The 13,154-nt window shown below is 47.1% G+C and carries 17 protein-coding genes and 5 pseudogenes; 13 read left to right on the plus strand and 9 right to left on the minus strand.

Annotation, left to right across the window (positions count from 1 at the left end):
* Positions 1–40 precede the first annotated feature (40 nt).
* The 3 genes from SGP1_RS10895 to SGP1_RS10905 form a co-directional block, all read right to left on the minus strand.
* Positions 41–652 (minus strand): Rha family transcriptional regulator, encoded by a 612-nt coding sequence (locus tag SGP1_RS10895; RefSeq protein WP_050747578.1) that lies wholly within the window; start codon positions 650–652, stop codon positions 41–43.
* Positions 653–910: 258 nt separating this feature from the next.
* The gene (locus SGP1_RS23965) at positions 911–1,399 is read right to left on the minus strand and encodes a hypothetical protein (protein WP_011411054.1); all 489 of its coding nucleotides are present in this window, start codon (positions 1,397–1,399) and stop codon (positions 911–913) included.
* A gap of 259 nt (positions 1,400–1,658) precedes the next feature.
* Positions 1,659–1,949: a hypothetical protein gene (locus tag SGP1_RS10905; RefSeq protein ID WP_041866904.1), complete on the minus strand. Its 291-nt coding sequence runs from the start codon at positions 1,947–1,949 to the stop codon at positions 1,659–1,661.
* A gap of 63 nt (positions 1,950–2,012) precedes the next feature.
* Between SGP1_RS10905 and SGP1_RS10910 the strand changes: the two genes are divergently transcribed.
* Positions 2,013–2,429 (plus strand): hypothetical protein, encoded by a 417-nt coding sequence (locus tag SGP1_RS10910; protein ID WP_011411055.1) that lies wholly within the window; start codon positions 2,013–2,015, stop codon positions 2,427–2,429.
* Positions 2,430–2,618: 189 nt separating this feature from the next.
* Here the strand turns inward: SGP1_RS10910 and SGP1_RS27290 are convergent, their stop codons facing one another.
* The 5 genes from SGP1_RS27290 to SGP1_RS27300 all read right to left on the minus strand — a co-directional run bounded on the left by SGP1_RS27290 (position 2,619) and on the right by SGP1_RS27300 (position 6,741).
* On the minus strand, positions 2,619–2,834 hold the full coding sequence (locus tag SGP1_RS27290) for a hypothetical protein (RefSeq protein WP_243466239.1): 216 nt from the start codon (positions 2,832–2,834) through the stop codon (positions 2,619–2,621).
* Positions 2,835–3,651: 817 nt separating this feature from the next.
* A complete protein-coding gene (locus SGP1_RS31950; protein ID WP_041866906.1) occupies positions 3,652–3,933 on the minus strand; it encodes a hypothetical protein in 282 nt (93 codons plus the stop codon).
* Entirely contained in the window at positions 3,908–4,276 is a 369-nt protein-coding gene (locus tag SGP1_RS31955; protein ID WP_166506616.1) for an AIPR family protein, read from the minus strand. Before SGP1_RS31955 ends, SGP1_RS31950 begins: the two co-directional genes overlap by 26 nt.
* Before the next feature lie 869 nt (positions 4,277–5,145).
* Positions 5,146–5,532 carry a hypothetical protein gene (locus SGP1_RS23970; RefSeq protein ID WP_011411056.1) on the minus strand — a complete coding sequence of 129 codons (387 nt, stop codon included), beginning with the start codon at positions 5,530–5,532 and terminating at the stop codon, positions 5,146–5,148.
* Positions 5,533–6,018: 486 nt separating this feature from the next.
* Positions 6,019–6,741 (minus strand): LexA family protein, encoded by a 723-nt coding sequence (locus tag SGP1_RS27300; RefSeq protein WP_011411057.1) that lies wholly within the window; start codon positions 6,739–6,741, stop codon positions 6,019–6,021.
* 105 nt (positions 6,742–6,846) lie between these two features.
* Between SGP1_RS27300 and SGP1_RS10935 the strand changes: the two genes are divergently transcribed.
* From SGP1_RS10935 to SGP1_RS27305, 10 genes and pseudogenes are all read left to right on the plus strand, one after another.
* A complete protein-coding gene (locus SGP1_RS10935; RefSeq protein WP_041866907.1) occupies positions 6,847–7,035 on the plus strand; it encodes a Cro/CI family transcriptional regulator in 189 nt (62 codons plus the stop codon).
* A 155-nt stretch (positions 7,036–7,190) separates the two neighbouring features.
* Positions 7,191–7,475, plus strand: a complete 285-nt coding sequence (locus SGP1_RS10940) for a CII family transcriptional regulator (protein WP_041866908.1) — start codon at positions 7,191–7,193, stop codon at positions 7,473–7,475.
* Positions 7,476–7,517: 42 nt separating this feature from the next.
* Positions 7,518–7,788, plus strand: a pseudogene (locus SGP1_RS10945) (helix-turn-helix domain-containing protein); the annotation flags it as partial.
* Between the two features lie 74 nt (positions 7,789–7,862).
* Entirely contained in the window at positions 7,863–8,171 is a 309-nt protein-coding gene (locus SGP1_RS36370; protein ID WP_050747504.1) for a hypothetical protein, read from the plus strand.
* 72 nt (positions 8,172–8,243) lie between these two features.
* Positions 8,244–9,554 (plus strand): annotated as a pseudogene (locus SGP1_RS23975) (replicative DNA helicase); the annotation flags it as partial.
* 46 nt (positions 9,555–9,600) lie between these two features.
* Positions 9,601–10,038 (plus strand): recombination protein NinB, encoded by a 438-nt coding sequence (locus SGP1_RS10965; RefSeq protein WP_011410799.1) that lies wholly within the window; start codon positions 9,601–9,603, stop codon positions 10,036–10,038.
* 198 nt (positions 10,039–10,236) lie between these two features.
* A pseudogene (locus SGP1_RS10970) lies at positions 10,237–10,735 on the plus strand (phage N-6-adenine-methyltransferase).
* A 2-nt stretch (positions 10,736–10,737) separates the two neighbouring features.
* On the plus strand, positions 10,738–11,199 hold the full coding sequence (locus SGP1_RS10975; protein ID WP_041867442.1) for a hypothetical protein: 462 nt from the start codon (positions 10,738–10,740) through the stop codon (positions 11,197–11,199).
* A complete protein-coding gene (locus SGP1_RS30750; protein ID WP_158302357.1) occupies positions 11,196–11,354 on the plus strand; it encodes a hypothetical protein in 159 nt (52 codons plus the stop codon). Before SGP1_RS10975 ends, SGP1_RS30750 begins: the two co-directional genes overlap by 4 nt.
* Positions 11,351–11,756, plus strand: a pseudogene (locus SGP1_RS27305) (antiterminator Q family protein). Before SGP1_RS30750 ends, SGP1_RS27305 begins: the two are co-directional and overlap by 4 nt.
* Before the next feature lie 262 nt (positions 11,757–12,018).
* Here SGP1_RS27305 and SGP1_RS27310 read toward each other — a convergent pair.
* A complete protein-coding gene (locus SGP1_RS27310; protein WP_083764738.1) occupies positions 12,019–12,234 on the minus strand; it encodes a YdiH family protein in 216 nt (71 codons plus the stop codon).
* 164 nt (positions 12,235–12,398) lie between these two features.
* On the opposite strand from SGP1_RS27310, the gene SGP1_RS10980 reads away from it, so the two are divergent.
* Entirely contained in the window at positions 12,399–12,575 is a 177-nt protein-coding gene (locus SGP1_RS10980; protein ID WP_041866909.1) for a phage holin family protein, read from the plus strand.
* Positions 12,575–13,112, plus strand: a pseudogene (locus tag SGP1_RS10985) (lysozyme). The gene SGP1_RS10980 and the pseudogene SGP1_RS10985 overlap by 1 nt, the downstream one beginning before the upstream one ends.
* The last annotated feature ends 42 nt before the right edge of the window (positions 13,113–13,154 follow it).

A 13,154-nucleotide genomic window follows, 5' to 3' on the forward strand; every position in this document is an offset into this window, starting at 1 on the left:
GGAACCCCAGCACGATACCGGGGCGGGATTATGTGATTAGCTACCGAGTTTTTTTAATTAGATCGTCTTTGTGTATGACGAGATAGTCAGCTCGACGCGCGATCTCGAACAATGTATCGAGACTGGCAACGTATTCGTCATTAACGATTGGCCGAGAGCTGATGACTTTATTATCTTGGAGGGTGAGTAAGATTTCGCTGGTTACGCCACTGACGGCAACTGCGCCATGAAGCCGTTCTTCCATGCGGTTAAACTCCGCTATGTAAGCTTCCTTGAACGCTGCTGCTTTCTTGCCCGTAAAGCCCATGACGAGGAAGACGAAGCCGTCTTTGGTCATCTTGAACATCGGGTGTTTTTCGCCTTTTGCATCGATGTAATCAACGGGCTGAAAATTCAGCCGGTTAAATTTTTCAGAACAATCAATGGATTCTATCTTCTGGATGGCGTTTTTATGTAGCTTGCCGAAGTAATCAGCAACGTCTACTGATGTAGTTACGGCTCTGCCGTTGTGAACGCTAACTTTAGGTGCAGTAAGAGATCGTTGAAGGGCCATAATAGCCTCCGATAGTGATCTTGATGTAATCACCACCATGAGGTTCCTAATCTCATTGGTGGCGAGCTGAACAGGGTTAGGAACTACCGGGATCACCATCCGGCCAGCCTTGCGGCTGCCCTATCCAGCCCACCATTGAGATGAGGCTAGATTGCGACATAAAAAACACGCTCGCGGCGTGTTACTCTGTCGCGGTGATTCCTTCGAGGCTCCTAATCCCGGCACCTGAATTTGCAGATGCAGATTGACTATAGCGCATGGGTTATCCTTGCGTCAATGGGGTGGTGGATGTCGATTGTTACCTTGCACAAAATCTCTGTAGTCCTTGTGGAATGTAGGTTCTTCTGCACACAACCCTTAGCCCAGCATTTCTACGCTAATACCTTTGGCCGTATAGCCGGTTACTTGTCGTCCATCGATGCGGATGCGTTTCTTCGCTAGGAAGCGGATATGGTCGGCGTAGACATGAAGCCATTTACCATCGACGGGGATGCGTTTGAAGCCGAAGCGCTCACGTTCTGACGCTTGCACAAATGGAATAAAAGCCTTTTTAGACAATTGGTTATCTGTGCGCAAGCCCTTGTGATATTCATGCGACATCTTATCGCTACCCGCCAACCCAGTATCGCTATCGGCCTCATGTACGGAGACGCCGGAATGCAGCCAAACAAGGCCGTTACCGTTATGCCGCAAGCCAAGGTCGGTTAGCGTGCATGTGCCGTTATTGGTGGGCGTCCAGTCGCCGGAGATGACGTGTCGGCGTAGGGTGGCTATATCGCTCTCTGCTGGCCGGATTTCGGGCGCAGAAGAAGCAGGGAGCGTTAACTCCCGATTTTGCAATTGCATGATTGAGCCTCGATAGGGGGATGGTAGGATTACGCCTGCTTCAAAAGCTTTATGAATGCTTCACGCATTTTTGCAGTGGGCGACCAGCGGGTAGTGGCAACGCCCATTTCCGCGGGTTTCAGGATGATTCCGCCTCTCTCGCCAGAGTAGACTTCAAGGCTAGTGATGCGCGGCTCCCAGTGTTCAATACCCCTACCCTAGGCACGATAAGCGTTTGGTTGTAGTTCATGGAGGTAACTCCTTCCGTTGATGTAGTTAATTACTTTGCAAACTTCATAGGTAAATTATTTTTGAGGCCACCTTCGGTTAGCTTGTATACAGCGGTCTTAGTGGCTCCCGTACTCCCAATGGCTCGCTTGGTCTTGAGTGTTCCGTTCTCAAGTTCGTTTAGCCAACGCTGTGCCGTGGCCTCAAGTGGTTCATTTAGGGTTCCTGTGGCGCATGGCAGATATCGTTCAATCTGTATCCAGATATCGCCTCGTCTTTGAAAGAACTTTCCTTTTTGTGTCGAATAGTTAGCACCGTAAATGCTCGGAAATACCGGAGCCATTGGTGTTACTCCTTCCGTTGATGTGGTGGATACGCTACACTTGGCTTAACACAGGAGGACCCCATGGGACAAATTGCATTTGATACATTGCAGGCGTCAGAAGAGCTTCAGACAGCCGGGCTTACCAGTGAGCAAGCCAAGGCGATTTCGCTCGTCGTGCGCAAGTCTCATGAAGTGGCGGATGTGGCCACCAAGCGTGACCTTGAGGATGTGCGCAAGGACTTGACGGCGCAGATAGCCGATGTCCGTAAGGACCTGTCCGCAGAGATACAGATACGCTTTGATAAATCCGACGCACAAATCAACTTGCTTCGTAAAGACACCATTGCTCTCTTTGAAAAAGTTGATGCGAAGAGCGATGCTCAGATATCGTTGCTTCGTAAGGATGTTGAAAATATCGCTACTGGATTGCTGCTAAAACTCGGCGGGGTCATTGTGGTGACTATCAGCGCTGCAACAGCGGTGATGAAATTTCTTTAACAATATATCCTCGTTAGCCTACGTACCTTTTGCCGGAGGTCATCGTTCTCCTTCAGTAACGTGCTAATTATCCCCCGGCATACTCTGGTGTTGTTGTCATCGCAACTATGAGGTTCCATGCTTAATAGATATTTCGAGCAGTCAATGTTGAAGGCGGTGACCATATTATTTTTGAATTCTATATGGGACTTAGTGAGTTGCATCATTTAATCCTCCGTTGACTATCAAAATATTTTCGCTTCTCCCAATATTTCCCGCATTCTTTGCAGCAGAAATTATCCTCGGCTGGTCTTCACAATTATAGCAACGACCGGTTAGGGATAATTCCTCTTCTCGATAATGGGCAATCTGGTGTTGGCGGAAAGCTTCTTCGTGTTGGCTGGCTAAATCGACATCATCTGCCATAAATCTATTTGATGCTCCTAATCGTTTAATAACTTCCGGGTATTGTCCGTAAGTGGTACCTGATATTTCTCAACCATTCTCGCGGCATAAGCGAGTGCGTCCTCACGGTTGGAGAAGTCCCCGATGGCCTGTAGCAAGCCGTCGCCGCCCCGGATATAAATTCTGAAAAAGTCAGAATTATCATTCTCTTGTAAGAAATGTCCTCAATCGTCTACAACGCCAGACAGGATGATTTCACTAACAATCGACCCCGGCGCTATCAGGTGGTCGAATTCGTCAATGAGCTTTTGCATGGTGGTCTCCGTGGTAATGTTGACGACGCTATGAACTTACAGACTGAGTCTATTGATTTCGTCAAGCTTATTTTCTATCTCATCGGATACACGCATAATTTTACGCGCAAATTCTCTAGCAATTCTTGGACTAACTTCACCTATCTAAGGCAAACTTACTGTTGAACGATTTTCGTATTTTAATTCAGCAATATCGAACTTTATGTTGGCGGTAATGTTTGTTAAACACATGCTGTCACCGCCAAGGATAGAAATTATGGACATCGACTATTCTCCGGTTATTAAATGATTACCTCGCTGAAAATGTCCCCGCCTATCTTGTTAAGTGCCTGCTTTGTTGACCCTCTCAGGCGGCGAGGGTTGCTGCTATTCCCCAACAGTAAGGTGGATGTGTAGATAACTGTTTCCAGGTTGACATCCTCCATTTGTCGGAATGATATGTCACTAGGACAGGGAGGGATGTATATGAAGCTTACTCAGTGCGCCGTAAAGCCCCGTCTTTCAGAGCGGGGAGGATGTCAAAACTAGACCGACTTAAGAATTGCTAGAGTAAGCGAAGGGCCTTTGGCTGTTTTATCATCACTTCCTAAAAGATTAAACTCTTCTAAAACAATGTCTAAACTTTCGAGTAAAATATCATCTTTTATGTTTATACGAGAAATAGATGATAAATTATCAATTATTTTTTCCTTTGTACCAAGGAGCTTGATTGCCGTAACCATCGCAACGTAAAACTTAATATTTGTTATTGTTTTAGTATCGAGAGTGAACTTTTCTGAATTACTCTTTAAAACGGTATATTTCATGAGATGTTTGGAGTCCGTTAACTATTTGGGGATCCTTAATGGTTAATTTTTTTCCCGCGCTAATCGCTTTTGGTGTGATAATCGTCACGCCATTATTTAAATACCAGAAATCATCTGAATTTTCATTTTGAAGCGTCATGCGAATTACTGTGTTTACTGTAACACTCCCTTGATAATCTCTGACGTTAGATTCAAAAATGCTTTTGATTAATGCCCCATTGTCGCAGATGAAATCATAGTACTTTGTTAAAGAGGCTAAACAAATATAACTTCCTGCCGAGATGCTTATGGGCTGTTCTGACACCTCTAATGTGCGTGAAGTAGATTGTATATTGCGACTCATTTCCAGTAATGTGCTAGAGTCAATGAACTCAAACTCGAATGATGCATTGCTAAATAGTCTTTTTATATCTTCTTGGAGCTTATGAACTTTGCTTTTTACATTCTCATGTATTTCAGACCTTAATCCTTGTGTGGCATAAAAAATATTATTACAAGTGTTGGAAAGGTTGTTGCTAATTTAGAATAAGCATATTTTGAATATAGATGCTTTTTCTAACAAAAGCGGATTATATCTTTGCTTGAATTCAGCAATATCATTAGATAAATCGAAGAGATCTTTTGCTGTTTCACGAAATTTATTGATTGCGTCTTCTTTAAATGTAGGTGATGTCTTCGATTGAATTATAACTAATTCAATATGATTTTTCCGTATCTGTGTATTAATTTTAGTATCTTCTTTTTGTAGTTCTTCATTTATGAATGTGAATATTAAATTAAATCCACTGTCGTCAATCCCTCCAACTATACTATATGTAATGTCATCATATGTGACATCGTGGTTTTTAGTAATTTCTGATAACGAATAAATTTCAAAAAATCAGAGTCTGTTATTTCTTCATTAAGTTCGTTTTTTATCTTTTAATATTTTTTCAAGAATAATCTGATTATTTGTTTTTTTAACACGTTAAACTCCTGGCTCTTATTTTATGTATTTAAAATACTGCAAAATGCATTATCTCATCCAGCAGAAGGCTTAGTTAGTAAGTCCATCGCGCTTCTTTCTCATGCATCTTGAAGTATACATGTACTTTTTGATGAAGGCTTCTATGAATTTTTTGCTGTTCTTCATTGAAGGGTTAAGAATCCATCACCGCATTGATTGAAAAATATACATCCAGTAATTGGGTTTAGCATCATCTTGTAAAAATATCACTTCGCCGATATTGCTTTTGATGCTCTAAACCCCGCCTGAAATAACGCCACATTCTCCAAGCAGCACGAACCCTCTTCAAATTCCACGACCGCCCCGCGATGTGGATATCTGGCTTTCATGTGCTTCTGGGCGGAAAGGGTGATTTGCTCTTGGTACTGGGTCAGTGTACTTAAATCAAGCGGTGGTGCGGGTTTGCGTTTGCTGAGTTTTTCCCATCGGGATGGATATTGCTGTTTCTCTGGCTTCAGCCCCAGCACCTTATCGATACGTGATACCACAAGTTCGCGCTGGACTGCTTCTGCCTTGCGTCTCGCGTGACGGCGAGTCGCTGCGTTTATTTTCTTAACCGGATTAACGGATTTACCATAAACGATAGTTTTCATGACCCCTCCAACAGATGGTTTTGGTGGTGTGTGGTGGCCGGTGCTGATCTTTGGCTTGGTTACGATGACCCGCGGGACGCCTTCCCACTATCGCGAGTAGTGTGCATCAGCCTGCACATTCACCACACCCTAAAAACATCTGGGCAAAGGTTCGGCACGTTGTCGGTGCTTTCCGTAGAGCATGAAGCTCGTTGTAAAGATCATGAGACCGTGTGTCTCGATGGTTAAAGAATACTCAAAATACTCTAAAAGTAAATACCTAAAGTATTTAATTAATAATAAAAGGCGTATATTATTGATTTTGTTGTATTTAAATATTTTATTGCATTACCGCTACTTAGGGTTGTCGCTTTGCAAGCCTAACGATACAAAGTGCGAATGCTAAACGAAATGAGGGGGAGAGGGGGCTGGGTTTAGGAGTAAAAGGGTGAGAGAAAGCGTTAGCCGATGCCCTTTGCTGTGGCTAACATGCTTATGTTATGGGATTTAATCGAATGTTTTTTCAGGCCATTGCGCATGTATCACTTTTCCAACCAATTGACAGCTTTCATTACATGTGAGTAACGGGAAATGCGGATTTAACGGCTCTAAATAAAGAATCCCTCCATCTTTGATGTAACGTTTGAAGGTGAAATCACAACCATCCATGCTTGCTATACAAAAATCACCAGGCTCTACCAATTCTTTAGGATCTACGAGTATTAGCATTCCTTCTGGAAAACTTGGTCGTGAACCTGCTGGTGAGGTCATAGAGTGGCCTTCAACTTCCAACCAAAAAGCATTATCGCTTGCTTTTCGAGTAGTTGATACCCAGTCTCTAGCATCTGATAAAGAGAATGCTTTTGCTTCATTTGTAAAGAAGCCTGCTTGAATTGTGCTGAACAATGGATAATCGTACGCTTTTTTGAATGCAGACATATTGCATGCATTGCTCGCATTATTAATTAAGTATTGTGAAATGGTTTGCGCAAGAGAAGGGCTAAAATCCCCGATTGACACTTTTAGTAACGACGCGAACTCAGAGGCTATCGGTACGTTTAACGGATTTCTACCATTAAGGTAATGACCTACGGCACCTTGAGAAATGCCAAGGTGGTCGGCTATTGTGTATTGGGTAAGACCCAATTCCTTCTTTTTTAACTCATACAGGGCTTTCAGGCGTGCTGCGTCAGCTTGTTGCTCTGGAGTTAAAGGTGTCTTCGTTTTCATGACTGCATGATAATACCAATTGTATTGACGGCAAAATATGGGAGGTATTGTAATGAGGGAATACCTGATGTATTCTTTGTGTCGTGTATAAAACGGAGATTAACCATGAGCAAAATGACCCTAGTTGATTACGTTAAAGCTCACGGACAAACGAAAGCTGCATATGACCTTGGCGTCATTCAATGCGCAATTAGTAAAGCGAGCCGGGCGGGGCGTAACATTTTTGTAACCGTTATGCCTGATGGGTCTGTAAAAGGTGAAGAAATAAAACCTTTCCCTAGTATTAAAAAGTAAAGATTTATGTAAGTTACCGAATTTTTCACAACGGACATTCGTCCTACGGAAGCCACTGACAACGTGGCGAACTCAACATCCCACAGTACCCACTCACTGTGACTTGCTCACGGCATTGTCACGTCTATTGATTACCACACAAAGGATTATCACTTATGGATTATGCAAATCCAAGCAAACCTGACACACATGAGATTAACCGCGTCGAAACCGACCTGCTGCTGGCTATGTCTGCACTGACCCAGCGCAGCTTTTCAAAGCTGGCAGGGTGGAACGAATCCAAGGTCAGCCGCTACAACCTGCGCGACATGGCGACTGCAATGGTGATTTTAGGTCAAGCATGGGCAGTAAGTCCAATAGCTCAGCTAGCGAAACAGACGGTAGCTACTGTGTTGGCACCTAAAAAAAACGCCTCCAACACGAGCATGCTGGAGGCGTGAGACATAGCGAAGATATTCGTAAGTAGCGGAGAAATCAGAAAAATGAGTATGTCATTGATGGCTAAGGCTATGAATATCAAAGTCGGTAACCCGATATGTAAACTGGTTCTCCTTAAGCTGGCTGATAATGCGAATGATAAAGGGGAGTGCTGGCCTTCTTACCAGCATATAGCTGACCAATGTGAAATTGGCAGATCAACAGTTAAAAGCCATATCAGGGCACTCGAACAAATGGGAATGCTGCGCAGGGCATTTCGCAAGAGCGGTGAGCTGAATCAATCCAATCTGTTTTATCTCACGCTCGACAATTCAGTTAAGCACCCCCCTGAAAATAGTGTGGTAGGAGATGATCTAGGTCAGGAGCTGCCCCCATAACCAGTCACTCTTTTGAACCAGTTATGGAACCTAAAACCCCTTACCCCCTACCGGGGGCCTCTCCCCGGAACCGGCAGGAAAAAACCAAACCCCCAACCAAAACCTGACCAGCTTTCCACGCAGGACTATCAGGTAGCACTGGCAATCTACAACGACACGGTAGCCGACAGACTCCCCCACGCTGTAGAGCTTAACGACAAGCGGCGCGAGGGTATCAAACGACTCATGGGTCAGCTGGCACGAAAAGACCTTCAGGGGTTCCGGGCCTACGTGGAGGCGTTTGTGACCCACGCGCCGCCGTTTTACTTCGGGGGACAATGACCGGGGCTGGACGGCCAATCTTGACTACCTGCTTCGTGTTGACACCCTGACCAAAGTCCGGGAGGGCACGCTGTGACAGACCAGGAAATCGAAGCCAGTGTCATCGGTGGTCTGCTGCTAGGCGGTTACACGCCTGATGCGGCGGATGTCCTCGCTACGCTGCTGGATGACGACGCTTTCACCGCCAGCCTGTACCGTGAGACGTTCCGCGAAATTCGGCGGCAGGCGAAAACCCGTGGCTTGATTGACGGGCTGATGGTGGGTGAGGCGATGGGGAGCGGCAACTTTGGCGCGGTGATGGAAACGGCGAAGAAGTGTCCCAGCGCAGCGAATCTCAAGGGGTATGCGCGGGTACTGGCAGACTATCAGCGTGTGCGGCGGGCGCTTCACGGCGTTGTTGGGCGATGGACTGGAGCAGATACGCCAATCCTCGAACCATGAACGTGCGTTGGCAGTGATGGGGCAGGTGTTAGCCTCCCTGCGTGATATCGACTGCCCCGCCGACGAAGTCCGCCCAATGCATATCGACGAGCTGATAGCCCCCTACACCGCGCTTTTGGAAAAGTGTCTGAAGAATGGGGAAGCCTCGGACTCATTGAAAACGGGCATTGAGGAATTGGATGACATTCTTGGTGGTATCAATCCGGTGGACTTGGTGATTGTTGCCGCCCGTCCCGGCATGGGAAAGACTGAATTTGCCTTGAAGGTGGCGGAGGGTGTCGCTGCACAGCATACCACACGCCAGATTGACACGGAGAACGGCGCGATAACTGAAATCGAACGCAAGGGTGTTTTGATTTTCTCGATGGAAATGGATGCGATGCAGGTTATCGAGCGCTCATTGGCGGGAGCCAGTCATCTCCCGGTTTCGACGCTACGCAAGCCTTGCCGGATGGATGACGGAGGTTGGGCAAGAGTATCTCAGGGACTTCGCCGCTTACAGGGGCTTGATGTTTGGGTCGTGGATGCATCATCACTGACCATCGAGCAGATACGAGCCATTTCTTACCGGCACAAGCTTGCCCACCCTGCGTTATCGCTGATTATGGTCGATTATCTGGGTCTGATTGAGAAGCCACGAGCAGAGCGTAATGACCTTGCCGTCGCGCATATTTCCGGCAGCCTCAAGCGTATGGCGAAGGAGCTGAAAACGCCGGTGATGTCGCTAAGTCAGTTATCCAGAAACGTAGAGCAGCGCACCAATAAGCGGCCTACCTGTGCTGATTTAAGAGATTCAGGCAGCATTGAGCAGGACGCTCTGATAGCATCATCATGCTCTACCGCGATGCGGTGTACAACGAGAATAGTCCAGCGGCGAAATACGCTGAACTCATTGTCGCCAAAAACCGGTTTGGCACGCAGGGAACCGCTTATCAGGAATTTTCATTGCAGCCCTTTTTGTTTGGGTGGATAAATTCAGAGGTGGTTAATGGACAAAACACGCTTCCTGCTGCGTGATGAACGAATACGAGAAAACCTGAAAGCGTTTATTGATTCACTCCCCACCGACGAACACCGCCCTCTCGAAATTACCATCAACGACAGCACAAGAAATTTGCCGCAGAACAATTTGTTTCATGCGCTATGCACCGATGTCTCTCGGCAAGTGTTGTGGGCAGATAAACCGCGTCCGCTTTTGGACTGGAAAGCGTTGTTCGTCTCAGGCCATGCCATCGCCACAGGCAGGCCGGGAGAAGTCGTTACAGGGCTGGAGGGGGAGTTTTGCAGCATCCGCGAGAGCACGGCTCAGATGGGCGTGAAGCGCATGAACAGTTTGATTGAGTACTCGCAAGTCTGGGCAGTGGGAAACGGCGTCAGGCTGTGGGAGGTGCGTTATTCAGGGGATTATTTTGGGAGAGTCGGATGAAGAAGAGCTGTTTCAGGTATGACGGGTTAACCAGGAAGAGGCTGAACACCTCATCAGGCACTACGAAGGCAAGGATTATTGTGTTGTCAGGTCACTGAGCAGTAACCCGCAGTATTGGGATGTCGTCGTCACCCTTCGCGAACAGAAATACCTCAAACCAACGCCACGCTCAATGGTTAACAAAATGTGGAACTGGATATGGCACTAAAATCAAACACCCGGCCAGAGCACAAAGATACATGGCGAACGCCGCACGAGGTCTTTCAGGCATTGAATGCAGAGTTCGGGTTCTGCCTTGACGCTGCCGCCGACCACGATAATGCCCTGTGTCTCGACTATCTGACAAAAAGAGGATGATGCCCTGAGTTGCGATTGGCAGACTCGGGGTGCCATTTTCTGCAATCCCCCGTACAGCAATATCATGCCGTAGATGAAAAAGGCCGCCGAGCAGTGTGCGGTACAGCAGCAGACTATCGTCATGCTTCTCCCTTCCGACACCTCGACGGCGTGGTTCGCTCAGGCACAGAAAACGGCAGATGAGGTGCGATTGTTGTTTATCAGCGCTGAAACCGGCGAGAAGGGCAAGGCGGGTAACAGCAAGAGCAGCGTGTTGTTCATCTGGCGACCGTGGCGAACCACCTCAAAAGGGATGACTACGGTAAGGAAGCAGGCGCTGATGAGCCGAATATGGGGGTAGGTATGGCACTGAAACGAGATAAGCATGACGCGGTATTTTCTGAACTCGTCCGAGAAAGAACCAACTGGCAGTGCGATTACTGCGGTAACTATTTTCATCACGACCACGGTAATCTCCATTGCTCCCATTTCAAATCCCGCCGACACAAGGCGACCCGCTATCATCCCTTCAACGCCTTTGCTCACTGTGCGGGCTGCCACCGCAAATTAGGAGAAGACCCGTATGAGTTTACGATGCACGCGAACATCACCTACGGAGAGATGACTATTGACCGCGTGGCGCATTTGGCAGCGATGCCAATACGCTTGAAGCCGTTGCAGATGGAGGAGATTTACCAGCACATGAAGGATGAACTCAAGCGCCTTAGGGAATTACTGGCTGGCGGAAATATCTGGCGCATCGAGTTCACGCTACCGGATTGGTATCAGGAGGGCATTACCTATCGCATGGGGGAGGCAGCATGAGACCACGAGGGCGGCTTACCGCGAGCGATATTCCGCTTGTCCGGGCGCTGCTGGCCTCCGGTATGCCGGTGGCGGAGGTGACGAGGAAATTCGAGGTTCGCAAGCAGAACATCTACAGCATCAAAAACGGCAAAAGCTGGGGAGCGGTAAAATGAGAGATATTCAGCAGGTACTGGCGCGGTGGGGAGCATGGGCAGCCAATAATCGCGAAAATGTTTATTGGCGTCCAATTGCTGCCGGCTTCTCTGAACTTGTTCCATCAAAAATTAAGTCCCGAGAGCAGTGCATTGATGATGACGGACTCATCATATCAAGATGTATAGCTTCCCTGAACAAGAAAAACCTAAATGCACATAATTTATTATTTGACTATTACATTTTTGGTAAAAAATTTATGAAACTAGCGTCAGAGCATGGCTGTTCTGATTGTTATATCGGGAGAAAGTTGCAAAATGCTGAAGGGATTTTTGAAGGGTATCCTTATGGCCTTGGACGTCAGCCTGGAAATGGATCCTGATGTAAAAAGGCAGCCAGCCCCAAAATGTGTAGCAGCTTAACATTTGTTAAATAAGGGAAAAAATTTTACAATCGTAGAATCTTTGATATATTAATATAATATTGATGACTACATCAGATGATTTATATTACGTCAAGACCTCAACTCCCTCTGGTGAGTTGGGGCTTTTTGCTATTGACAGCCACTGATTGCTGAATAAAATTATTAGGTCGCACATCTGATTGTTGTCCAGTCCGTATCAGTTTTGCACAGATGTGCGATAAAGCCCCGGCTAATGCCGGGGCTTTTGCTTTCTAAAGGTTTCAGCGCTGACTATCAGCTTTGCATTTTGGACAGAAGCGCGATAGAAACTCGCACAGCCCCGTGGTTTTATCATTGAAACTTGAAGAGTGAAGTAATGCACTGAATTCTGATTCCAGCTGTTCAAACTTTTTCAGGTAATCGGCAGGGCTTAGCTCCTCGGACAGTCTGCGAAGGTATTCAAAAGCAAGTTGATGGGCTGTCGGTTTATTGTTCATGGCGATGTCCTTTTCGTTATGGGTAGGCAGTCTGATAAGTACTGGTAACTCAAGTTAAGCATAATTCGTGTTTGACGCATTTTTCAAGGCTACGCTCCGGCGTGGCCTTTTTTCTGACTGATAGCCACCCCGGACGAGGTAGCGTAATAACTCCAAGAATACCCATGGAAAAACTTACTACCGGCTCTGCCTACAGCTGGGGCTTTGTCACGTGCCTGCTGGGTGCGTTCTCGCTCAGTGAATGGGCATTGATTACCGGTATCGCCTGTACGCTGGCGACCTTTTTGCTGAACTGGATTTACCGGCATAAAGAATACCGTTTTAGGACGAAGCGCGACTAATGAATCCCGAGCTGCGTAACCGAGTGATAAAAGCCACAGTAGGCGGCGCTATCGCATTAGCGACCGTACTCATCCAATGGCACGAAGGCGTGCGCTACACGCCCTATCGGGATTCCGGTGGTGTGTTGTCGGTCTGTTATGGGCATACCATAGCGATATCGTTCCCGGTAAACGCTATAGCGCTGAGGAATGCCAGGCCCTACTGGAGAGTGACCTGAAAGCGGCAATGGCCGTCGTTGACGCCAATGTTACCGTACCACTGACTGAGAGCCAAAAAGCTGCGCTGGCCTCGTTCGTCTACAACGTCGGCAGCGGGGCGTTTGCGCGCTCTACGCTACTGAAGACGCTGAACGCCGGAGACAGAGCCGGTGCATGCGGCGCTGGAAGTATATTGACGGCAAGGTCTCGAAGGGACTGGTCAGTCGGCGGGCAGTAGAGCGCGAGTTTTGTCTGAAGCCTCTGTCATTCTTTAATCCAAATCAATGGGCCTCGCATTCCGCGGGGCTTTTTTTCGCCTGCGCATCCTCGTGCGCATAAAACCAATAGTGATAAAGTATCAGAATATTGTCGTACTGCCAA

It is taken from the genome of Sodalis glossinidius str. 'morsitans', assembly GCF_000010085.1.
GTDB lineage: Bacteria > Pseudomonadota > Gammaproteobacteria > Enterobacterales > Enterobacteriaceae > Sodalis > Sodalis glossinidius.